Below are 24,968 nucleotides of genomic sequence, written 5' to 3' on the forward strand. Positions count from 1 at the left end.
GGTTAATAATGTGTATTAACATACATAAAGAAATCAATTTCATAATACCTCTGACTTATGACATGGCAACGGAAGACCTTACATGGTACAATAAATCGTTCTCCTGAATGAATTCAGGCAAAAAAAGAAATATGGGGTAATAATGAAAATGATCATCAAATGTAAAATTTCAGGTTCGGTAAAGAGGAGGGGTCACCACCATGTCGTTTGGTGCACGTGTACTTAAGACGGGGATCGCGGTCACGCTTGCCTTGTACCTAAGCAGCCTGTTCTTGAACCCGCAATCTCCCGTGCCTGCCGCAATCGCGGCTATATTCGCCATGCAGCCTTCCATCTATCGTTCCTGGAAATACTTCCTGGATCAATTGCAAACGACCACGCTGGGAGCTATTGTCGCTCTGGTGGGGGGCATGGTGTTGTCCAATGAGCCAATCGCCGTTGGATTAATTATTGTACTTGTCATCATGATTTGTCTTAAATTGAATATGGGTGAGACGGTTGGCCTTACACTTGTCACGGTTGTATCCATTATGGAAGCATCGGGTGATTGGCATTTTGCACTCAATCGTTTTCTGTTGACACTGGTTGGTATTGTATCGGCGTTTCTCATCAACATTACGGTATTTCCTCCTAAACCGAAGGTTCAGTTCGTGAAGCAGATCCATAGTGTATTCAGTGGTATGTCGTTGCTTCTGCGAACTTCGATCTCGGATGAGATCAAGGAAGTTGTATTCCGGGAGGAGAAAAGCAACCTGGGCGGTTCCATTAAGTCTCTGTCCGACAAGTATAACTTGTTCGAAGAGGAACAGAAAAAGATGAAACGTTCGAAATTCAGCGAAACTCGGCAGATGGTGGTCTACAAACAAATGCTGCTGAGTTTGCAAAAAGGGTATGAGGTGCTGGATTCGGTGGAACGCCACTATTTCCAGGCACCGCGGACAACGGCCATGGATCAGTTTTTTGACTCACATCTTGAACTGGTTATCAAATTCCATGAGCATGCACTGCTCAAGTTCGAGGATAAGCTGAAACCTAATGGGGAAGAGGCCGCACAGTTTGTATTGGATAATGACCATTTCATGGAGCAGACGATCACCCAGTTTGATATCGACAAGGAAGGGATGTTACGATTGTCGATCGTGGCTGCTGCGATTTATGATTACGGATATCAGTTGGAACGTCTAAATCGACTTGCCGAACATGTGCATAGCGCCAGTGAAGACAAAGAATCACAGGACAAAATTTTGAATTGGCTTAAGTGGCCTTAGGCATGATTCGTAATCAAAAGTAGACTTTTTGAACAACCTCTAAGTGCGAATTGCATACACGCTTCGCGATCATATACAATGGAACTACAACATTGCCCGGACCGTCGCGTCCGGGTTGTTTTGTCATACATACGGCTGAAGGGCATGAATGAATATTAACGAACCGAGGGATAGAGACATGATTATTAAGGAATTAGACGCTGAACTAATGGAATGGTTGAGTGGGACAAATCTGGAGCATAAACAGCATGAAGCCATGCAACTGCTAACCGTATCTGAGGATCAATGGCCGCATCAGGCGATGATCAGTATGGGGGAAGTGATTGCGATCAATCCGCATCAGCTTAGACTTGCTTTATGGCAAGGTACACAGACCAGTATGAACATGAGCAAAACAGGCAAGGCTACCTTGATTGCGGTTCAAGGACAGCGTTTGTTGCATATCCGTATAGAAGTAGAACGGCTGCCTGAGATTAAGGGGGCTGTTCATCCTAGGGATCGCTTTGAAGCACAAGTGCTCCATGTACGAGTGGATCACGCGCCATATGCGGAGATCACTTCAGGAATAACCTTTCAATTAAAAGATGAACTTGGAGCAATTACACGCTGGAAAGAGACGATTGAAGAATTACGAAAGTAGGCAGGAGTAGCTAGGTCAGTTGAGGACCCGGTAATTGGGTAATAATGAAGAAGAAAACAACAAAAAACGCCTCCGCTTGCATCGGGACGTTGTCACTGGTACAATAAAAAATGGTTTTCAGAAAATTAGAACTAATTAACATATAATTAAAATGTTTACTTTCTAATAATTATACCATTGCCTTTTCGGGCTTGTCAAATGGGATTTTGAGGACACAATCCGGGGAAAGAGGGGCTATTAACATATGAGTACTGAGCAGCAATGGAGTGAAGAACAACAACGGGTCAACATGGTGACCGATCAGATTGAACGCAAGATCACAACGTTAGAAGATGAAGTAGGTTCCTTCCGTGACGAAGTGGTAGGGATGAGAAAAGATTTCTGGGACGAAGTCACGATGAACTTCAGTGAAGCGGATGATGTCGGGGAGACTTCAACCAGCATGCGGCAGCAGTCACAGGTATTGTCCGATCGGGAGCGCAGCCATCTCAATACAGCAGCTGCGTTGGATAAAATGAAACGACTGCATCATTCACCGTATTTTGGGCGCATTGATTTTAAGGAAGACGGATATCCAAATGCAGAACGAATTTATCTCGGCATTGCATCGTTGCTGGATGAGAAGGAAGAATCTTTTCTGGTCTACGACTGGCGTGCGCCAATCTCCAACCTGTATTATGACGGAGCACCGGGTCCAATCACGTATCATACACCCAGTGGGGAGATCAGCGGTGATATAGAGATGAAGCGACAGTTTGTCATTCGGGACGGTCGTATCCGGTTTATGTTTGACACAGGGGTTACGATTGGTGATGAGTTGTTGCAGGCCGTGCTCAGTCGAACTTCGGATGCACAGATGAAGAGTATTGTAGCGACCATTCAGAAGGAGCAAAACCGGATTATCCGTAATGACCGGACACGTATGCTCATTGTGCAAGGCGCAGCCGGCAGTGGCAAAACATCCGCGGCGCTCCAGCGTGTGGCATATCTTCTCTATAAATACCGCGAGCATCTGCAAGCGGATCAGATGGTTCTTTTTTCACCGAATCCAATGTTCAACAGTTATGTCTCTACGGTACTGCCTGAGCTTGGGGAGGAAAACATGTTGCAAACGACCTTCCAGGAGTATCTGGAGCGCCGTTTGGGTCGTGAATATCAACTGGAAGATCCGTTTATTCAGCTCGAATATGTACTTACGGGGACGGAAGATCCTGATTACGATGTGCGCATGTCCAGCATTCGGTTCAAGTCATCCGAATCTTTCCTGAAAGTCATTACGCGTTACAAGGAAAGCATGTTGTCAGGTGGCATGAAATTCAAGCCAGTTCGCTTCCAGGGCCGAGCGATTGTCACGTCAGAGGCTATGGCTGAGAAATTCTACAGCTTCGAGTCATCCGTTAAGCTGGTGAGTCGACTGGAGATGTTACGGGACTGGATGCTGAAAGAACTGTCTGCCTTTGGTAAAGGTGAACTGGATGCGCCTTGGGTTGATCAGCAGCTTGATCTGATGGAGCCGGAGGATCTGCAACGTGCGTATCAACGGTTGAAGCGCAAGCAAAAAGGAAAGACCCATACGTTTAATGACTTTGAGCAGGAAAGAGAAATTCTGGCACGTATGGTGGTCAGTGACCGACTCAAACCGTTGCGGAAATGGATCAAGTCATTACGATTCGTTGATATAAGACAATTGTATGCACATCTGTTCAGCGATCAGGCTCAGATGGAGCGATTGCTGGGTGACGAAGCGCTCCCTGCTCAGTGGGATGAAATCTGTAAGATGACTTTACGCAGATTGAAGCTTCAGGAGTTGGCATATGAAGATATTACGCCATACTTGTACTTGCGTGAGCTTATGCTTGGATTCCATATTAACTCCAATATCCGCCATGTCATCATTGATGAAGCCCAAGATTATTCTGCGTTTCAGTTGGCATTCATGAAGAGATTGTTCCCACGGGCGAAAATAACAGCCCTTGGTGACTTTAATCAGGCCATCTATGCCCACTCTTCAGTGCTTAGTGGAACAGGACCTCTGACTAATCTGTACGGTCCAGACAATACAGAGGTCATTGAGCTGACGAGAAGTTATCGATCTACTCGGGAGATCGTGGAGTTTACCCGTGGCATGGTGCCTGGTGGGGAAGAGATTATTCCATTTAACCGTAGCGGTGAGAAGCCTAAAGTGATCGTTTCTTCTGATGCCGAGCGTCATATGAACGTCATCACGACAGACCTGCAGCACTTGATTAAGGAAGGATATGAATCAGTTGCAGTTATCTGCAAGACCGCCGAAGAGAGCAGAGACGTACATGCTGCATTGAGCAAGGCACTGCCCACAGCACCGAAGTTAATCAAAAAAACGACGCTGGCTTTTGAGCAGGGTGTTCATGTTATCCCGGCGTATCTGGCCAAAGGTGTGGAATTCGATGCTGTCCTGATCTATGACGGCTCTGTGGAGCAGTATGCCCAGGAGCATGAACGCAAATTGTTCTACACGGCCTGTACACGAGCGATGCATCTGTTGCATGTCTATTGTGTGGGCACACCGAGTCCGTTCATTACCGCCCAGTCGGAAGAATGGTATGATCTTGGCAAGGTGTCTGCTGCGCAAGTGGACTGACATAACACGTTCATGTGCTTGAAGAAGGCTTCCGTTCAATGGAACGGGAGTCTTTCTGTATATGATACATATATCGGGAAGAAGCTAGCTTAGCGAGGGAAGTATACATGATGAGGTTCCGGCCATATAGGTGATCGTATTAAATAAAAACGTATTGAATGAAAATACCTAACGTGAATTCGTAAGGATTGGGTCCCGTGGATAAATATGACTTGATAATTTGTATTCAAGCACAATGGATGTGATTTTTCTTTACACATGAGTTCCGGACTCATATAATCGTAACAATATATTTTTTTGGGATCGTTTATTAAAGGAGGCAACAATATGAACAAATCATCTTTTGAACGGCCACTGATGGCCGATTGTGTACCTGATCTGGTCGCTACAGCGCGGGGAGATTTGCCGGCGACTTTGGTCATTCGGGGAGGTACGCTGGTCAACGTGATATCGGGTGAGATTTTGCCGGAGATGTCCATAGCTGTACAGGGAGCACGAATCGCTTATGTTGGTAAAGATGTAAGCCACACCATTGGAGAACATACCCGGATTATTGAAGCAAACGGTAAGTATATTGCTCCTGGTTTGCTGGATGGACACTGCCATATTGAAAGTACACAGATGAAAGTAACCGAGTTTGCGAGAGCGGTCTTGCCTTCAGGCACAACCGGAGGTTTCTTTGACCCGCATGAGATCTCTAACGTGCTTGGTCTCAAAGGTCTGAGACTGATGCTGGATGAAGCGCGGACCACACCGATGGCTGCTTATATGCAGGTGGCTTCCTGTGTGCCTTCCACCCATCCAGGACTGGAGACAACAGGTGCTTATATCGGGCCTGAAGAGGTGGCAGAGGCTCTTTCCTGGGGTCCGGACATGATTGGTCTTGGTGAAGTGATGAACTTCCCTGGGGTAGTCTATGGGGACGAGACGATGATTGGTGAGATACAGGCGACCCTCCGAGCAGGTAAAGTGGCAGATGGTCATTTCACCTGGGCAGCAGATGACTGGCGTCTGCCAGCGTATGCAGCGAGTGGGGTTACAGGGGATCATGAATGTGTGACCAAGGAAGATGTGGTCGAACGTCTGCGACTCGGGATGTACGCGAAGATGCGCCAAGGTTCGGCATGGCATGATGTGGCTGAGACAATCAAAGCTTGTACTGAGCTTGGACTGGATACACGCCGGATGATGCTGGTGACCGATGACCGAAGCTCTGAATCCTTGCTTAAAGAAGGACATATGGATTTTGTTGTTCGTCTCGCAATCTCCCAAGGTGTGAAGCCGGTCACGGCTTTCCAGATGGCCACCATTAATACGGCTGAGCGTTTTGGTGTTGCGCGTGATATTGGTGCGGTTATTCCGGGCAATATAGCCGATATTATTCTACTGGACGGCCGATTGGCGGATGTACGCGTGGGCATGACAATTGCTGCCGGGCAAGTTGTAGCCGAGAATGGGAAAATGACGGCGGTCTGGGACAGCTTCACGTACCCGGAAGAAGCGCTGAACACGGTGAAGTTAGAAGCTAATATTCGGCCAGAAGATATGGAACTTGCTGCACCCATTACAGAGGGTATGATTGGTGCCAAAATTATTCATGTGACAGAGAACCATGTAGATACAAAGGAGAAACACCTGCCTGTCACGGTAGAGAATGGCAAGGTTGTGGTTTCAACTTCAGGGGAAGTATGCAAAATAGCGGTATTGGAGCGTCACAAACAAACCGGGAATCGGGCGGTAGCGCTAGTTGGAGGCATCGGCTTCACATCACCTGCAGCGATTGCGATGACGGTTGCGCATGATAGTCACAACCTGTTGATTATAGGCAATGATGATGCGCTGATGGCTGAAGCCGGTAACCGTGTCATTCGCATGCAAGGTGGGGTAGCCGTAGTAACGGCAGCAGGTGTAACCGAATTCCCGCTGCGGATTGCAGGTTTGATGTCAACTGAATCTTTTGAAGTCGTTGCAGCCCAATCGGCAGCAGTCAGTGAAGCTTTACAGTCCGCAGGATGTACATTGAATAATGCATTTATGACGCTTTCGTTGCTCGCGCTGGTTGTAATTCCAGAACTACGTTTGTCTGACAAGGGACTTGTGCGGATCTCGGCAGAAGGTATTGAACTGGTGTCCCTTTTCGATGAAGTGGTTGACAATACACCTGTAGCTCCATCGGGTAATGAATGAACTGAAACTTCGACTAGACATCATTAAATGGGTTTCAAATAAAGCCGCCTTAGGGCGGTTTTTTTGTACGTTGTGGGAGAAAACGCTTTCTAGGTCTTCTGGATCTTGGTGTACATATGGCAATAATGACTGAAGTCATGCTGAAATAAGGACTAATTTAGAAAATAGTGAATAATTGTGACTTTTGAACTATACATACAGAACTACGAATTCCCGAAATATAGTTATATGATTCTTTCGTCGTAAGTCTTAAAGATGATATTGCATATAGAAGCAATCCGAATTCGTCGTACCTAATAAATATCCATTAAATGAATATGAAACGACAGAATTTCATCCAGATTTGCACGTCAGAGCTGATAACTTCAGAGGGAGTGTACAAATATGAAAAGCAAAATGGGTTACCGTTTTATCGTATTACTGAGTTGTTTGATCCTGTGTGCGAGTACAGCCTGTTCTTCCAAAGCCATTGCGGATGGTTCAGTTGACAGTTATGCAACGATTCATGGAAAACTTGATGCACCGGTGAGAGCGACATGGGTGTGGGATACCACCCAGATCCGAAGTAATCCTCAAGAGGTGTTAAATTACGCTACAGCGAACAAGATCAATACGATCTATCTGCAGATGAACCGGGATATAAAAATTCCTGAATATAAAAGTTTTATTCGCCAAGCGAGAGCCAAAAACATTGCGGTTGACGTCATGGATGGAAGATCAGCGTGGGGATTGACGGAAAGCCGGGAGCAGATTGCATCTTTCCTGGACTGGATCGAGGCCTATCAGGCGCAGGCGTTGCCTAATGAGAAGTTTGCTGGTATCCATCTGGATATTGAGCCCCATGTGCATCCGCAGTGGAAAATCAATCAGGCCAGTGTAATTACCCAGTGGCAAGGAAATGTGGAGTACATTGTTGAGCGAGCATCACGGATGAAGATGCCGGTAGCGGCTGATCTGCCTTTCTGGCTCGATAACTACAAAATTCCGGGTTCCACGATGGCCGTAAGCAGTTGGATGATTCGCAAGTTTGATTCCATCACCATTATGGCTTACCGCGATACAGCTGCTGCAATCTATAGTGTAGCGAAGGATGAACTTGCAGAAGCAGCTCTGCTCGGCAAGACGATCTCGATCGCCGTGGAAACAAAGCAAAGCAAGGAAGGCGACTTCATTACTTTTTATGAAGAGGGATCTGCTTATATGGAAGCACAGTTGAAGTTGGTCGAAAAAATGGCTTCAGTACATGCATCCTTTAACGGTTTCTCCGTACATGAGTACACTTCATGGAAGACGCTGAAAAAGTGAGACACCAATAACTCCTTAGCGGAATGCTTGAAGTAGCAAATGAAATGAGTTCAAACGGAGAAAACGTGCCTCAGAACCGTATCTTGTTAGTTCTTGGGAATTGGAAGTGGATAAAGAAGGTGTTTGCAGCTGAGTAGCTGTGAGCACCTTCTTCTTTTACACCTGAACCAGGGCAGACTCCATTCCTACGTTCTCATAGAACATTTTGCGATACTGTGAAGGTGTGGTGGATTTATGTTTTTTAAATGTAGTGATGAAGTAGCTTAGATGCTCAAAACCCACATCCATGGCGATATCAACAATCTTGTGGTCCGTATTCTCAAGCTGAACACAGGCCTGTTGAACGCGGTAATAGTTAATGTAATCAACCGGGGTTTTCTGCACCATCTGTTTGAAGAAACGGCAGAAGTGCCCTTCACTCATATTGGCCTCATCGGCCAGTTCTTTCAGCTTTAATGGTTCAGGATACCGTTTGTGAATATAACTGAGCACGGATTTCAGGCGCTCTACCTTGTCATGACTCCCTGTAGCCACAGTGCCTTTGAGCGGAGCAGGTCTCATATGTTCGAACATTCGGGCAAATATGAGGTACAGGTGCGCTTTTGTTGACATTTCACACGTTTCGGTTCGGGTAGCGTGGTCCGCAAATATACGTTTCAGGAGATCCAGAATTTCTTGTCCCCAATCCTCATCTGCCTTGATATGACTGGGGGGAATCACCGTTTTGCGTACCAGTGGACCGATGAATTTCTCTTGGACCGTATCGAAGGTGCGGCTGCCGAGCAGCTCGGGATTAAATACAATGGAAGAGAATACGCAGGGAACATCGCCCTTCAGATACCCCGCATGAATCTCACCTCGGTTGATGAAAATGGCTTCTCCAGCTTGAACCTCAACAGTGTTCATATCGATCTGAAAGACGGCGCAGCCCTTGGTCACCATGGTGAACTCCATCTCATCATGCCAGTGGCAATCGAGAATGCTATCTCCGTTTAGTTGTTGAATATCCGGGTACACACTGACGGGATACATGGCATTGCCGTGAATCCGGTCTTCCCGTAATCGTTCACGTTCCATATCAGATTCTCCTTTTGTTACATTATTAATGTAATCGTTTCCATAGATTGGTGATGATGTTCAAGAATCGGATGTTTATTATCAAAATCGTGATATATTTGGTCAAAATAAGAGAAGAAATTCGTTATTAATATCAATATTATTATAATATAACCAAAGGGGGAAAGAAAACATGAAATTTACTGATGGATTCTGGATGACTCGTGAAGGGTACCAGATTCAAAACCCGACTGACATTCGTGATATTGTGCAAAAAGAGAATTCTGTGACCGTATATGCGGCAACTAAATATATTCGTACCAAAGGCGACACGTTGAACGGAACATTGCTGAAAGCAACGTACAGCTCACCAATGCCTAACGTTATTCGTGTAACCTTGAATCACCATAAGGGCGGCGTGAAAAAAGGGCCTGAATTTGAGCTTAACACACAAGAAGCCAACGTTGAGATCTCAAAAAATGAACAAGGGGCTGTTTTGAAAAGCGGCAATCTGGAAGTTCAAATCGACAAAACAAACGGTTGGGACATTAGCTTCCTGTATGGAGGAAAACGGATTACAGGTAGCGGTCAAAGAGCTGCTGGTTATATTACAGGTCCAAGCAAGGAAGCGTACTTCCGCGAGCAGCTGGATCTCGGTATTGGTGAATACGTTTACGGACTCGGTGAGCGCTTCACACCGTTTGTTAAGAATGGCCAAATTGTAGATACCTGGAATGAGGACGGGGGTACAAGCAGTGAGCAGTCCTATAAGAACATTCCGTTTTATTTGTCCAATAAAGGATATGGCGTATTTGTAAACCATCCTGAACGCGTATCATATGAGATTGCATCCGAGAATGTATCTAAAGTTCAGTTCAGCGTAGAAGGCGAGACGTTGGAGTACTTCATTATCGGCGGTGACAATCCGAAAGATGTACTTGATAATTATACGAAATTAACAGGAAAACCAGCGCTTCCACCGGCATGGACTTTTGGTTTGTGGCTGACAACTTCATTCACAACGGATTATGATGAAGCAACGGTTAACCATTTTGTAGATGGTATGGCTGAACGTGATCTTCCGCTGTCTGTATTCCATTTTGACTGCTTCTGGATGAAGGAATACCAATGGTCTGATTTCGTATGGGATGAAGCAATGTTCCCGGATCCGGAAGGCATGCTTGCACGTCTGAAAGAAAAGGGTCTTAAAATCTGTGCTTGGATCAATCCATATATTGCAGAAAAATCCTACTTGTTCGATGAAGGTATGGAGAACGGTTATCTGGTCAAAACAGCCGATGGCAGCGTATGGCAATGGGATATGTGGCAAGCAGGCATGGCTCTGGTGGATTTCACGAATCCGGATGCTGTGAATTGGTATAAGAGCAAGCTGGAAGTCCTGCTGGATCAAGGTGTAGATTCCTTCAAGACCGACTTCGGTGAAAGAATTCCAACGGATGTTGTATACTTTGATGGTTCTGATCCGGTTAAAATGCACAACTATTATACACAGCTCTATAACAAAGCTGTATTTGAATTGCTCGAAGAGAAGATTGGCAAAAACGAAGCTGCCCTGTTTGCACGCTCTGCAACAGCAGGTGGTCAACAGTTCCCGGTTCACTGGGGCGGTGACTGTTCTTCCACGTATGAATCCATGGCTGAATCGCTTCGCGGTGGTCTCTCACTGGGGCTTTCCGGTTTCGGATTCTGGAGCCATGATATCAGTGGTTTTGAAAGCACAGCGAGCCCTGACGTATACAAACGCTGGGTACAATTCGGACTGTTATCTTCACACAGCCGCTTGCACGGAAGCACTTCGTATCGTGTGCCTTGGTTGTTTGACGAGGAGTCCGTGGACGTTGTTCGTGACTTTACCAAACTCAAAATCAGCCTGATGCCGTACCTGTACAATTCTGCGGTAGAGTCAACGGTAAAAGGTATTCCGATGATGCGTGCTATGCTGCTGGACTTCCCAGAGGACCCAACAACATACAGCCTGGATACTCAATACATGTTTGGTGACTCGATTCTGGTGGCTCCAATCTTCAACAAGGAAGGTGATGTGCGTTATTACCTGCCTGAAGGAACTTGGACGAACTATCTGACAGGAGCGAAAGTACAAGGTGGACGCTGGATCAGTGAAAACCATGACTTCAAAACACTGCCAATGATGGTTAAACCAAATAGCTTGATCGCTGTGGGTGCGGTGGATAACAAACCGGATTACGACTTTGCGAATGATGTGTCCTTGCACTTGTTCGAACTGGCTGATGGTCAAACGGCTCAAGCTGTCGTTGTGAACCAAGCGGCAGAGCAGGAGCTGACAGTTAACGTTACACGTAATGGATCAGTGCTGGATGTTCGTGCTGAAGGTGCAGGTAAACCTTGGAACATCGTACTTCGCGGCATTGAAAGTGTATCCAGCGTTGAAGGTGGTTCCCAAGTGTCTGGTGCAAATGGTGTTGTCGTTACGGCAGCAACAGGCGCAAGCGCGCTTACAATCCAACTGTAAAATGATATAGTAAAAGAAAAGGACGGTGCCGAAAGGTGCCGTCTGTTTGTCTACGATGATAGGAGATTGAATGACATGAGTACCATGAATTCCGGTTTGCACTGCACGATATCAACAGAGGTGCTGCATCATCTGGTAGAACTTAATTTTGGAAGCGATACCAAAGTAAAGGCGTTTGGTCTCCTGCAAGGTGGACTTTTTAATACAACCTATCGGATTCACCTTGAACATACATCCTATACGGATGTGATTTTACGTTTGGCTCCAGAGCGGGGTGAGATGGCGGCTGGTTCTGCGAGTGATCCCCTATTTTCGTTTGAACGCACCATGATGGCGGCTGAACCGATTGTGTATGAATATTACCGTAAAGCAGGCATTCCTGCTCCAAACATTATCGCCTGTGATGATAGCGGATCCATCATTCCAAGAACGTACATGTTTATGGAGTTTATTCCGAGTAAGCAGCTGGATCACGCATCGATTTCAGACAGAGAAAAAGAGCGATTGTATCATCAGCTTGGCGCGTATACCGCCATCATGCATCAGATCCAGGGTGCATCGTTTGGCTGGCCGCAAGGAGATGGGACGATTAAAGGCTCGGATCAATGGTCCGAGGTGCTGCACTCTTTTGCAGAAGAAACGGCACTTAAAGCGGCACAAGCCGATTACATGTCAGGTGTGGGAGAAGAGATCGCTGCTATTTTCATCCAAAATAAAGACTTATTTGATCAAGTGACCCGTCCGGTACTCGTTCATAATGACCTGTGGGAAGCAAATGTACTTGTTCATGAGGAAAATGGTGAGCTGAACATTGCAGCCATCATTGACGGAGATCGTTCCATGTTTGCCGACAGGGAGTTTGAAGTCATATTGTCGTCAGAATCGGTGGCTTTTCATGAAGGATATAATCGTCCACTGGACTCATCCGCTGAAGGACAGGCACGCAGGCTTGCCTATCGAATACTGTCTTCATATTTTAATGCCTACGTTCATGAACATCAGGTCAATCAACCTGAAGATGGTCAGAAGTATCACCAGCGCACGCTGGATTTACTGGAGCATTGGAAGCAACTTGGACTTAACTAATTCGCAGGGGGAATGAAGGATGAAGGAGTATCATCAATACCCGATGTGGGATGCGTCACTTTCACTTGAGGAAAGGTTGGATGACCTGATTGCACGATTGACAACGGAGGAGAAGATCAGACTAATTCCTACACGCGAAGCAGCTGTGCCGAGACTGGGCATTCCAGCCTACAACGTTGGAGGCGAAGCTGCCCACGGGGTTGCATGGAAAGGGGAGGCAACCGTATTTCCGCAACCTCTTGGTCTATCAAGTACCTGGAATACGAGGCTTATGCGGGAGATTGGTTCCGTCATTGGTGATGAAGCGAGGGCATATCATCACCGTAATCCTGAGGTTCATGGGTTAACCTTGTGGGCACCAACGGTTGATCTGGAACGTGACCCACGCTGGGGCAGAACGGAAGAGGGGTATGGCGAGGACCCGGTCCTCACGGGAGAAATGTCGGCAGCTCTCGTCAAGGGGATGCAGGGCAATGATCCTTTTTATCTGAAAATGGTCGCTACATTAAAGCACTTTTTTGCCAATAATAATGAGAAAGATCGGCTGAATTGTTCATCCAGCATCGATCCGCGCAATCTGCGGGAATATTATTTAAAAGCATTTGAGACACCATTTGTGGAAGGCGGAGCCTTGTCCATGATGACAGCTTACAATTCCATTAATGGTACACCTGCCATTGAGAGTCCGTATGTGAATGATGTGGTTAAGGGCGAGTGGGCGATGCCAGGTTTTATTGTATGTGATGGAGGAGATCTGTCTCAGACGGTAGACTATCACGGTTATCATACCAGCCATGCTGAATCAGCAGCAGGTGCGTTGAAGGCAGGAGTGGATTGTCTTACGGATGAAGTTGATCTTGTCGTATCTGCTCTGGAGGCTGCTCTCGATCAGAATCTGTTGGAGATAGCTGATTTGGACCGAGCGATTCGTAACATCTTTGGTGTGCGGATGCGACTTGGACAACTAGATCGGTCTGGACTCAACCCCTATGCGTCTATTTCCGAGTCGGTATTATGTGCACCCGAGCACGCTAAACTCAGTTATCGTGCAGCTGCCGAATCCATTGTTTTACTCCAAAATGATGGATTGCTTCCGTTGCAGCCAGAGGCATCACAGAAGATCAGTGTCATTGGACCACTTGCCGATGTTGTCTATACCGATTGGTACAGTGGCACACTGCCTTATCGTGTATCCGTCCTTGATGGACTGCGTAATCGACTACCCCAAACAGACGTAACGTATACAGATGGGAATGACCGTATTCAGTTGAAGACAACAAACGGTCAGGTTATAACCTTGGGTGCGGAAGGTGCACTCGTCGCTGTACCAGAGGGCAATGCACCTACGGCCACCGAATTTATACATCAGGATTGGGGTTGGGGAAGTCATACGCTGAGAAGTGTGAACAATAACTGTTACGTTAGCTTAACCGAGCAAGGCATCTATCAGGCAAACGCACCGGAGATTGGTGGCTGGTTCGTGAAGGAAGTTGTTCGTATAGATCCTCTAACGGATGGAAGTAACACCTTGCGAACGTGGAACGGTACCCCTGTTGGACTGAGCGAATATCAGGGACAGTCTGCTGTATCACCACTCCGGCCACAAGGAGAACAAACTACAGCTACAGATACAAACCCGAATGATATTGGTGACTCTGGACACGCAAGTCAATCACCAGGCAATACACAGATACCTTCTGCATTCAATATTGATATTGTGACCAGCGGAATACAACAAGCCGTAGAAGCTGCACGTAGCAGTCAGGCATCTGTCGTTGTTGTTGGCAACAGCCCATATATCAACGGCAAAGAAGAAATTGACCGCCCAAGTCTGCTGCTTCCGCCGAGTCAGGTCGAGCTTGTCAAAGCTGTGTGTGAAGCCAATCCCAATACGGCGGTTGTGATTATGGGCAGTTATCCATTTGCTTTGCAGGAGTTGAAAGGTATTGCCCGCGCAATCGTGTATATGACACATGCAGGTCAGGAATTGGGGAACGCTCTTGCAGATGTGCTGTTAGGTCATTATGCCCCGGCAGGCAGATTAAACATGACATGGTATGAAGATGAATCACAGCTTCCTGACATGATGGATTATGACATTATTCAGAGTGGCATGACCTATATGTATCATGAAGGACCTGTTCAATATGCATTTGGTCATGGCCTGACGTATTCCGAATTCGAATACGAAGCGATTCGTGTAAGTCGCAGTGCTCCGGCGGAAGCCACCACCACAGATCAATTGAAGATTGAAGTGGAGGTACACAATACAGGTGAACGTGACAGTGATGAAGTTGTACAGATCTATGGATCTTCACATACCTCGCGTGTGAAACGCGCTCAGAAGCAACTGCTTGCTTTTCGTCGTATCCATCTGAAAGCAGGGACGCGTGTTACGATACGTTTCGAGATTCCTGTTCAGAAGCTGGCGCTATGGGATGTTACCCGAGATCGATACTGCCTGGAGACAGCGACCTGGGCCATTCTGGCAGGGCGTTCTTCCGCAGATATCCGCCAGTCGGCTGATATTGAGATTGAAGGTGAGACGATTCAGGACCGTCCTCTGCACTTACTTACCTTTGCCGAGAATTACGATGCTTGTGCAGGTGTTCTGTTGGATGAATGTCTGGAAGGACGTTCGGCAGTTCGGGCAATCACTCAGAAAGAACCCTTATATCGAGATGGTCAGTCATCCTGGATCGCTTTTCACCATAATGCTGTTCAGGAAGTAAAAGGATTTGAAGCCAGAGTGGCAGCTTTTGGGGAAGAGGGCAGACTGGAGATTCGTTCTGGAGGACTGGAGGGCGAACTGCTCGGTGTGTGTGAAGTATCTGGACCTGGAGGGAGTGTGAACGGGAAAGATATCAAGTGGACAACGGTCCAGTGTTCGCTTGAGGCGTCACATAAGGTGAATGAGCTATATATTATTTTCAAAGGTGGAGCAGCGTTACGGCACTTTAGATTGTTGTAGTTGTAGCATGTCCTGCATAATCAACCTCCGAAACAAGCACAATAATGCTGTTGTGTGTAGAATCTGTAAAGGTGGTTGTGGTATGAACGATAAAAAGTGGGACCTCGTCGCACTTGCTTCCATCCCTTTAATTATGACCTTGGGTAATTCCATGCTTATACCGATCCTGCCACAGATTGAACGTGAGTTGAAGGTATCTGCATTTAAGGTCAGTATGCTCATTACAGTCTACGCTGTAGTTGCCATCCTGCTTATTCCTCTTGCAGGGTACTTGTCGGATCGTTTTGGCAGAAAAGCAGTTATCATTCCCAGCCTCGTTATTGCAGCCGTCGGAGGTGCTGTCGCTGGTGTGGCAGCATGGATGCTGAACGGAAACATAGCCTACTGGACCATTCTGGGTGGCAGGTTATTGCAGGGAATAGGTGCTGCCGGCGCATTTCCTATCGTTATCCCGTTGGTTGGGGACATGTTCAATGATGAAAACGAAGTTAGCAAAAGCCTGGGTATCATTGAGACCTCAAATACGTTCGGTAAAGTCATAAGTCCGATTCTGGGTGCAGCGCTGGCGGTCTGGTTGTGGTATGCGCCATTCATGGCTATTCCTATACTTTGTGTGCTTTCGCTGGTTCTTGTTATTTTTCTGGTGAAGACTCCCCGGAAAAAAGAAAAGCCTCCCACCTTTCCTGAATTTGTGGCATCGATTCGTGACGTATTGAAAGAAAAGGGACGCTGGTTGTATGCGTTGTTTGCAATCGGCGGTATTTGCATGTTTGTCATCTTTGGTGTGTTATATTATCTATCCGAGACGCTGGAGAGCGAATTCGCCCTGAAAGGTGTTCTTAAAGGACTTGTCCTTGCGATTCCGCTGGCAGCGTTATGTCTGTCTTCTTTCCTGGCAGGGAAGTGGATTGGCAAGAACAAAACGCGGATGAAATGGCTTGGCTTCACAGGACTTGCGCTTCTGACGGTATCCCTTGGCGTTATAGGTTTATTCGATAATATCTATGTTGTAGTAGGTCTTTTCACATTGGGAAGTGCCGGAATAGGTGCCACGTTACCATGTCTGGATGCCTTGATTACAGAAGGCGTGGACAAAAAACAGCGGGGCACAATCACGGCTCTGTTCAGCAGCATGCGATTCATTGGGGTATCTCTCGGTCCACCTGTCGTTTCTTTGCTGATCGGTTCTCATCATTTTTTGCTTTTTGGTGTGCTCGCTGCGTCTGGCGCAGTGGGCGGATTGCTCACATTATTCGCAGTTAAGCCGGATAAGGGAGACCAACCTACTTCAGGAAGCAAGCAGAAACAGGATGAAACATCTATGGATGTGATCGAGACGAGTAGAGGGTATGCTTCCATAGGTCGCAAGAGAAGTCCATTTTAGATAGATGGTGCTGTATGCTACATTCATTTCCATGGTGTCTTCACTTTAACATTCAGATCTGTTCCAATAAAAAAACGCGTTTACGCCTAAGAAAGCGGATGAATTTGCTTTCTCGGTGTAAACGCGTTTTTATGTTCGGAATGACGTTAACCAATCATTCGTGTTTGCTTATATTCGACTGGCTAGTTTCGGTGTTGCCTGCTCCAGATTCTGAATTCTTGGATTGATCTTGAGGTGGTTCCGTTGCAGTGATATGAGTATGAGCGAGCAGAGCATGAGGTTCAATGGAGAAGCTGCCGCTTCGTTTTCCCTGAATCAGATATATAAGCAAGAACAGAATCATAAACATTACGGAATATCGATACATATCGGTGTAACTGGTTATGGCCGCAATGGCGCCAAGAAGAAGGGCGCCGGTTGCAATACCCAGATCCAGCGAGTTCAAAAACATACCGTTAGCCATACCCCGCTGAGTAGGAGATACAACTTGAATCATCCAGGTCTGCAGAGACGACTGCATGGAACCATAACCGATCCCGTAGATAAAGGCAGCAATGAACAGGACAGACATGGAGGTTGCATACGAGAGCAGAATGAGGCCGACAGCAACGAATATTGCCCCTGGAATGAGCAGTGCTTTTGGACCTTTATTGTCATAGATCCGCCCTGCAAATGGTCTAACCAATAACACGGCGAGTGCATTGAACAAAAAGAACAGCGCAGGATTGGCCAGATTGGCTTCCTTACCATACAAAACGATGAATCCGACAAGCCCACCATAGGTGATGGATAACAGGCAGTTCAGTACACTTGGCAGAATCAGCTTACGATTGAAAGGTGTCTTCTGTTTTGGATTGGACTCTGAAGCAATTGTTGTAGCTTGTGGCATGATATTTTCACTGTTATCGGTTCTGACTGCTTTTTTGCGTGTCAGCGAATAACTCAGTGGATAGATCACAGCGAGTACACCCGCAGTACATAACATCAAGGTTACAAATCCAGCACCCTGTAGCAGAGTGACCCCAATGATTGGCCCCATAGACATAGCCAGGCTAGTCGATAGACCAAAGTAACCCATACCTTCGCCCATTCGTTTGACGGGCACAATGTCCGAGGCCATCGTTGGAAAAGCGGTACTGCTCATACCAAACCCGATACCAAACAACATTCTCAGCAACAAGAGCACAGCTATACCGGCAGCAAAATAATAGCCGAGCGTTGCCAGCAGGGCTACGGACAGGCCGATATAGATCATGGCGTTACGAAGGCCCTTCTCCAGTGCTTTCGCGGAATAGAGACGGGCTGCAATGGCACTTAGTGCAAACAGACAGGTGAATAAACTTACTTCAAATGCATTGGCGTGAAATCGCTCCTGAACGTAGGACGGAAGCGGAGAGACGATCATGTGCAGTTGCAAGAACAACAAGAAGTTGCACAGCATCAGCAGTATAAAATCGGTGGTCCATAGTCTAACTTGTCGTGTAGATTGTTCTTTCATGATGATGTATTCCCCCTGAGTTGTGATTCATTACAAGTTGCGGTTAATGAGGGAAAGAGTATGTTTAAATGCTTCCATCTGGTCTTCAGATATACCTTCAGCAAGTTCTTTATTCATTTCTCTTTCAATCGGAACGAGGATATCAATTAACGCTTTGCCTTCCATGGTGAGATATAACAGGTAGGCTCTGCGATCCTGTTCGCTGGTCCGGCGTTCTACCCAACCTTTTTTCTCAAGCAGATCAATAATCCGCGCAGTGGTGGGTTGGTCTTTGAAGACACGTGCAGCGAGCTCCTTCTGATTCACACCTTCACCGCGGTCAACATTAAAGAGAACAGAAAATTGCTCTGTCGTAATATCATAAGGTTTGAATCGCGTCGCAAGTAAAGCTACAGCTTTACGATGTGTGAAACCCAGCATGAATCCAACAGATTGTTCCAGTGTATAGTCCATGTGATTGCTAGACCTCGCTTCCATAATAAAATGTCCCAATTAATTAGTTGTTATAACAACTATATGTCAAACAAGTATTTTTGTCAAAATGAAATATTCTCATATCGAACGTACGTGTGCGCTGTGCAATGATCTAAAAATACTGTTAGAATGGTAATGAAATCGCTTTTATAGAATCAATGTCTAGCGTGCTTGAAGAATGGAGAAAACCAAACCAATTTGCTCTAACTGATGTTGGAGATGAACAAGGAGAGCTGTGTATGCTAAAGAATATACCCGCAATAATACCTCCAGAGTTACTCAAAATCATGTCCGAAATGGGTCATGGAGACGAGTTGGTTCTGGCGGATGGCAATTTCCCCGCAGCCAGTCATGCCAAGCGACTGGTACGCTGTGATGCACTGGGAGTCGTTGAACTGCTGGATGCCATCCTGCAATTATATCCACTGGATACCTATGCTGAGCGTCCCGCTGCTGTCATGCAGGTTGTGAAAGGGGATCAGGTGATCCCGATCATATGGGAAGACTACCGCCGGTTGATTGAAGAATATGAAGGCATCACGGATGCTTTTGATCATGAAGAGCGATTTGATTTTTATAAACGTGCTTCGAATGCCTATGTGATTGTTGCAACTGGTGAGCGCGCGCAATATGCCAATCTGATTTTGAAAAAAGGCGTCATTTTCCCCGATGCTGATCCTGGTCAGGAACAGCAGAATGCTGAATCAAACTGAATAATTACGGCGACGGAGCAGTGGATGCTTTGGTCGCCTTTTTATTTTTACCAATACGAAGTCAATATAACAAAACGTACAGAATTGGTATGGACTTAATAGCAAGAAGCATACTGGAAGCGCTCATGAACGAATGTCAGCTCACTGCTCAAGATACTACAAATTTTGATGCAGATGATGAATGGGGAAATGGAAAGGACTGTTATACAATTGAAAGAAATACAAACGAAGAGACGATGGTCTCCATTCCAGAGGAGTTGAGTGAAATGCAGCACCCAATCAGACAAGCGGATCTTCCTGATTGTAACGAAGTGGGACTTTTGTTTAATGAGTACAGGATGTTCTACAACCAAAATGCTGACATTGAGGCAGCACGTCAGTATATTAGAGAACGAATGGAACGCCATGAATCGGTGATTTTGGTAGCAAAAAAGCCAATCTCGAATGACTTAATTTGCACCGGATTCGTTCAGCTGTATCCCAGTTTCAGTTCAGTATCGATGGGGCCTGTCTGGGTGCTAAATGATCTATATGTGCATCCGGATTATCGTCAGCAAGGCATTGCCAGGAAGCTCTTGCAAGCAGCCAAGCAATTGGCATCTGAGCGAGGGGTTCTTCGTATATCACTCTCAACTGAGTTAAGTAACAAACAAGCGCAAGCTTTATATGAATCCGAAGGATATGCACAGGATACCAAATTCATGTATTATGAACTTAATGTATAAGAGGTTGCTCAAAAAGACGCACTATATGAATGAATGGCACACTCGTGTCGTCGGCAACAAGGGAGGGGAGTCGCAACATGATGCAGTGGATTGCCATGATCACGATGTTAATTGATCATATAGGGGCTGTCTTTTTTCCACATATTATAGAACTGAGGATCATAGGTCGTATCGCTTTTCCAATCTATGCTTTTGCAGTGTATATCGGTTATAAACATACACGAGACGTACAAAAATACATATGGCGGCTGTTCTGGATCGCGATCATATCACAGGTGCCGTTCATGGCTGCGTTTAATCATTATTCTCTGAACGTGGTATGGACATTGTGGTCAGCCCTGTTGGTATTATTCGTTGTTGATAAATTGCCATCCAAACTACTGGGGATTCCGATTGTAATTGGAGCAGGTTGGTTCATGGAAATTAGCCATATGGATTACGGGATGTACGGATTGTTATTGGTTCTGTTATTCCGTTATTTCCAGGGTCCTGTACTTGTCGTGGCACATGTATTGTTAAATGCACTATATCTTCTGCTGCATAACAGCTCTGTGCAAATGTATAGTGTGCTCGCAACCGCCGGCATTGCTATTGCTCAGTATTACCAAGCGGGATTCCGTATGAAGGGGCCACGTTGGGTCTGGCGTTATTTCTATCCAGCGCATCTTGCCATCATTGCAATTATCCGATGGGTCTAAAAGAATGATCCAAAAATGCAAAGAAAAGAAGCCATCTTATCGTCAGTGAATGACGATAGATGGCTTCTTTTCGTGTGACCTTATTTATTAATAAATGCTGAGGATAGAGTGAACTTACTCCATTGCTGTAGAAGTGCCCTTATGGTCCCGAATTGCGGCGGGGAAGTACCCAATATGAACAGCGTAGTCTAACATGGCGGAGATGAAGCGATCATCTGTTCTCGCACATGAGATACCGGCTGGTTCCACATAAGCCGTTGTGACAGGGCAGGCATAGACATAAGCTGAATCCTTCGCACCGTCGCCTTCAAGCTGTGCAATAGCCAACTGAAGAGCCTCAGGCTCCTTGCTAATGCTCGCATCGAACAACCAACGTGTGTAATCCGCAAAAGGTAGCGTTTCGACTTCATAACCAACCCGATTCACAGAACGGATCAGCTCATCATAACGGATGGGCTCCGGATTACAGATGTGGAATACACGACCGGCTGTATCCTGACGTAAGGCCAGATGAACGATAGCTTCACTTGCATAGTTAATCGGTGTAAAATCAACCATCCAGTCAGCCGCAGGAGCCTTGCCGAGCAATAACATCGCTTTGATCATACGATAAAAGGCGTTGCTATCAATATTGGACTGAAAACGTCCAGTTTCGGAGTGGCAAGTGAGATTACCTGCACGATAGATGCTGACAGGTACCCCTTCCTCTGCCGCAATCATGAGCACTTTCTCGGCTTCAAGCTTGCTGTCCGAATACAGGTTGTCCACATGCAAGTCAGCCGGGAACCGATCATATTGCAGGGAAGATTCCCATTGTCCGCTGAGTGCCAGGTCTTCCGGAATACCCATCGTGGATACATGGTGGAAGGAAGCACCTGGTTTGCTGCGAATCAAGTCTAGCAATGCGACCGTTCCTTCCACGTTTGTTTTGGCGAACTGATCGGCATCGCCAAAATGACGTACGTCTGCAGCGCAGTGGATGACACGGTCAATTCGATCCTGAACATAAGCCGTTTGTTCAGTGGACAGACCGAGATTAGGTTGTTCGAGATCCCCTTCAATAATCTCCACGCGAGTGGAGAGTTGGTCAGTCAGTTGTTTGCCGAAATAACCTTCCAGCACGTTAGTCAAACGTTCCATTGCAGTTATTCCATTGGATGGTCGACGAACAAGGGCGTAGATTCGTGTACTGGAATTCAGAATTAACTGTTGCAGCACATGAGAGCCCAGATAACCAGTTGCTCCGGTCAGTAACACATGCTCAGGTTCACGAATGAGCGGGTACCCCAACTGGGATGTTAGCTCCACAGGATGTTCGGATAATTGTGTAATCATACCGTCGGTCACCACTGAATCCGTAACTTCTGCAGCACTGAGAGACAATACTTCCACACGACGAGCGAGAGCGCGGACTGTTTTCTCGGCAAAGAAGTCGGCAATTTTCAGCTGTGGATAATGTGGCTTCAGAATAACAAGTACATGAATGACCCGGAGTGAATCACCACCGATATTGAAGAAACTGTCTTCGACACCAAAGTCATCGTGCTGAAGGATTTCTTTCCATGCATCCAGGATAAGGGATTCCGTCTCCGTCTCAGGCATGACCCGATCAGGACGATCTTCATGTCGTTCAACATGAGGCAGGGATACCATCGCTTTGCGATTGATTTTTCCAGTCGGTGCAATCGGCATTTCATCCAGCTGACAGATCCACTTTGGTACAAAATAAGAAGGAAGTTTCTCCGTCAGTTCTGCCTTGATGTCCGAAACAGAGAGGGTACTGCCATCTTTCGATGTAAAGTAACCAACCAGCATATTTTGTCCATCGGATTCTTTCTTCGGAATGACAGCAACGTTCTGGATCTGATCAAGCCGTGCAAAGTGATCTTCAATCTCCCCAATCTCAATTCGGTGACCACGAATTTTTAGCTGAGAGTCACTGCGACCGACATATTCCAGCAACCCGGTATCCAGCAATTTGGCAATATCGCCAGACTTGTAGATTTTCTCACCCATCGCAAACGGGTTCTCAATGAATGCTTGCTCAGTACGTTCTGGCTGATTCAGATAACCTTTGGCCAGTGCAGGGGTAGCAATATATACCTCACCAGGTACACCTGCCGGACAGAGTTGTTGTTCTTCATTCACAATGTATACTTTGTAGTTATGAATCGGTTTACCGATAGGGATGTTCACCACATGTTCCGGAACCTGCTCACTGATGCGGTGAGTAGCTGTGGCTACTGTACATTCGGTAGGTCCGTACACATTAACAATATCAATCTGGTTTCCAAATTTGCGCTGGAAGGCACGAACCTGTTCTCCATATAACGCTTCTCCGGCTACAGTAATGATTCGGACTTTGGCCAGCTTGTGGAAACCTTCATCGGATAAGTAGGAAGCAAGCTGATTGAAGAAAATCGTAGGCAGTATCGTAATGATGTTTGTTCCTGTTCGTTCAATTGCACTTGCGAATTCTTCAACGGATACACGTTCTTCCGCAGACAACAGATATAATTCTGCTCCATAGAACAAGGCGCCAATGGTATCCCACACGGATGCATCAAAGCTGTATGTAGCAAACTGGGTTAATACATCACCTGGTTGAATGTCACAATCACGCTGAACCACACTGCCAAGATTGGTTACACCTCGGTGGGCAATCAGTGCACCTTTGGGCTTACCGGTCGACCCTGACGTGTAGATAATATACGCAAGATCGTCTGGCTGAATATCCAGATTGGGGTTACTTGCTGCAAATCCAGCTAAACGACCATCCACAGCGAGAATCTGACGGACCGTAGCTATACTGGAGAACAAGCTGGAAGCTTGGGCATAAGAAGCCTCCGTTGTCAGCACGAATGAGGACGCCGTATCTTCCACGATATAACTGTTACGTTCTTGTGGATGCTCAGGGTCGATCGGAACATATGCACCACCTGCCTTCAGAATACCAAGCAGGGAGATGATGGTCTCCAGACTTCGATCCATAAAGATACTGACGAATTCACCTTTCTGCAATCCATTGGATAACAGAACACGTGCAACCTGATTAGCTCGTTCATTCAATTCCCTGTACGTATAACTTTTGGATGGCGATGTTATCGCCGGTGAATCCGGATATGCCGCTGCCGTTGCTTCGAACCAGCCATGAACCGTCTGATTCTCTGGTTCGAGAACAGAAGTATCATTCATTTCACGGTAAAGCAATCGATCTGAGGCAGAAAGAATATCTACCGTACCGATTGCTTTCTCACCGTCACGCACAAGGGCGAGTAGAAGAGTCTGATAATATTCTGCATATCTCAGCACGGTAGACTCTTTCAACAGTGAACTATCATAGAACAGATCGAGGATGAGCATGTTCTGATCATCTCGAACGTTCCAGTTTAATATTTGAGGAGCTTGAGGCAACTGTACACTATTCAGCATAAAAAACGATTCAGGGTATCCACCGTTTTGCAACGTGTATTCAATCTTGAGCTGCTCTGACACCTGATGACATAGTTGGCTGAAGGTCAATTTTCCCTGAATCTGTAATGAAAGATAGGAAGCTGCCTGATCGGGGGAAAGTATACCTATGGCAAGTTCCTGTTCAGCTGACAATCGGAATAACAAGGCTGCATAAGCTGAGAGGAGTACCGGGTACACCATCTGTTCTCCATACTTCTGTTTAAGTTCACGGCTCAGAGAAGCATGTAATGTGATTTGAGCAGACTGATAAGAGAATGATTGTTGACGTCGCCCAAAATCCAGTGGAATCTGTAGAACTGGCAAGCTAGATTCCATGGAATGGGAAGAAGATGGTTGGTTTTCAATCACTTCAGTTAT

General features: G+C 46.3%; 16 protein-coding genes. 12 read left to right on the forward strand and 4 right to left on the reverse strand.

What is annotated here, in order from left to right; genetic code table 11:
- Positions 1-200: 200 nt before the first annotated feature.
- From V6669_RS10800 to V6669_RS10820, 5 genes are all read left to right on the forward strand, one after another.
- Positions 201-1,268: an aromatic acid exporter family protein gene (locus tag V6669_RS10800; protein ID WP_338593726.1), complete on the forward strand. Its 1,068-nt coding sequence runs from the start codon at positions 201-203 to the stop codon at positions 1,266-1,268.
- A 148-nt stretch (positions 1,269-1,416) separates the two neighbouring features.
- Positions 1,417-1,908 (forward strand): pyridoxamine 5'-phosphate oxidase family protein, encoded by a 492-nt coding sequence (locus tag V6669_RS10805; protein WP_338593728.1) that lies wholly within the window; start codon positions 1,417-1,419, stop codon positions 1,906-1,908.
- A 244-nt stretch (positions 1,909-2,152) separates the two neighbouring features.
- On the forward strand, positions 2,153-4,528 hold the full coding sequence (gene helD, locus V6669_RS10810) for an RNA polymerase recycling motor HelD (protein ID WP_338593729.1): 2,376 nt from the start codon (positions 2,153-2,155) through the stop codon (positions 4,526-4,528).
- Between the two features lie 327 nt (positions 4,529-4,855).
- The gene (locus tag V6669_RS10815; protein WP_338593731.1) at positions 4,856-6,715 is read left to right on the forward strand and encodes an adenine deaminase C-terminal domain-containing protein; all 1,860 of its coding nucleotides are present in this window, start codon (positions 4,856-4,858) and stop codon (positions 6,713-6,715) included.
- 384 nt (positions 6,716-7,099) lie between these two features.
- Complete coding sequence (locus V6669_RS10820) at positions 7,100-8,020, forward strand: hypothetical protein (RefSeq protein ID WP_338593733.1); 921 nt, start codon at positions 7,100-7,102, stop codon at positions 8,018-8,020.
- Positions 8,021-8,176: 156 nt separating this feature from the next.
- On the opposite strand, the gene V6669_RS10825 is transcribed toward V6669_RS10820, so the two are convergent.
- Positions 8,177-9,097: an AraC family transcriptional regulator gene (locus V6669_RS10825; RefSeq protein ID WP_338593735.1), complete on the reverse strand. Its 921-nt coding sequence runs from the start codon at positions 9,095-9,097 to the stop codon at positions 8,177-8,179.
- Positions 9,098-9,269: 172 nt separating this feature from the next.
- Here V6669_RS10825 and yicI point away from each other — a divergent pair, with 172 nt between their 5' ends.
- The 4 genes from yicI (at position 9,270) to V6669_RS10845 (ending at position 17,029) form a co-directional block, all read left to right on the forward strand.
- Positions 9,270-11,588 (forward strand): alpha-xylosidase, encoded by a 2,319-nt coding sequence (gene yicI / locus V6669_RS10830; protein WP_338593737.1) that lies wholly within the window; start codon positions 9,270-9,272, stop codon positions 11,586-11,588.
- A gap of 75 nt (positions 11,589-11,663) precedes the next feature.
- Positions 11,664-12,674 carry an aminoglycoside phosphotransferase family protein gene (locus tag V6669_RS10835; RefSeq protein ID WP_338593738.1) on the forward strand — a complete coding sequence of 337 codons (1,011 nt, stop codon included), beginning with the start codon at positions 11,664-11,666 and terminating at the stop codon, positions 12,672-12,674.
- 19 nt (positions 12,675-12,693) lie between these two features.
- Entirely contained in the window at positions 12,694-15,645 is a 2,952-nt protein-coding gene (locus V6669_RS10840) for a glycoside hydrolase family 3 C-terminal domain-containing protein (protein ID WP_338593739.1), read from the forward strand.
- An 82-nt stretch (positions 15,646-15,727) separates the two neighbouring features.
- Positions 15,728-17,029 carry an MFS transporter gene (locus V6669_RS10845; protein ID WP_338593740.1) on the forward strand — a complete coding sequence of 434 codons (1,302 nt, stop codon included), beginning with the start codon at positions 15,728-15,730 and terminating at the stop codon, positions 17,027-17,029.
- A 154-nt stretch (positions 17,030-17,183) separates the two neighbouring features.
- Here V6669_RS10845 and V6669_RS10850 read toward each other — a convergent pair whose 3' ends face one another.
- Positions 17,184-18,527 carry an MFS transporter gene (locus tag V6669_RS10850; RefSeq protein ID WP_338593741.1) on the reverse strand — a complete coding sequence of 448 codons (1,344 nt, stop codon included), beginning with the start codon at positions 18,525-18,527 and terminating at the stop codon, positions 17,184-17,186.
- A 30-nt stretch (positions 18,528-18,557) separates the two neighbouring features.
- A complete protein-coding gene (locus V6669_RS10855; RefSeq protein WP_338593743.1) occupies positions 18,558-19,004 on the reverse strand; it encodes a MarR family transcriptional regulator in 447 nt (148 codons plus the stop codon).
- A 236-nt stretch (positions 19,005-19,240) separates the two neighbouring features.
- On the opposite strand from V6669_RS10855, the gene V6669_RS10860 reads away from it, so the two are divergent.
- The 3 genes from V6669_RS10860 (at position 19,241) to V6669_RS10870 (ending at position 21,137) form a co-directional block, all read left to right on the forward strand.
- The gene (locus V6669_RS10860; RefSeq protein WP_036609525.1) at positions 19,241-19,714 is read left to right on the forward strand and encodes an RbsD/FucU domain-containing protein; all 474 of its coding nucleotides are present in this window, start codon (positions 19,241-19,243) and stop codon (positions 19,712-19,714) included.
- A 20-nt stretch (positions 19,715-19,734) separates the two neighbouring features.
- Complete coding sequence (locus V6669_RS10865; RefSeq protein WP_338593745.1) at positions 19,735-20,439, forward strand: GNAT family N-acetyltransferase; 705 nt, start codon at positions 19,735-19,737, stop codon at positions 20,437-20,439.
- A 77-nt stretch (positions 20,440-20,516) separates the two neighbouring features.
- Complete coding sequence (locus V6669_RS10870) at positions 20,517-21,137, forward strand: TraX family protein (protein WP_338593746.1); 621 nt, start codon at positions 20,517-20,519, stop codon at positions 21,135-21,137.
- A 114-nt stretch (positions 21,138-21,251) separates the two neighbouring features.
- On the opposite strand, the gene V6669_RS10875 is transcribed toward V6669_RS10870, so the two are convergent.
- Positions 21,252-24,959 (reverse strand): amino acid adenylation domain-containing protein, encoded by a 3,708-nt coding sequence (locus V6669_RS10875; protein ID WP_338593748.1) that lies wholly within the window; start codon positions 24,957-24,959, stop codon positions 21,252-21,254.
- Positions 24,960-24,968 lie beyond the last annotated feature (9 nt).

Origin of the sequence: Paenibacillus sp. Y5S-9, from assembly GCF_036894235.1 — a bacterium.
GTDB lineage: Bacteria > Bacillota > Bacilli > Paenibacillales > Paenibacillaceae > Paenibacillus.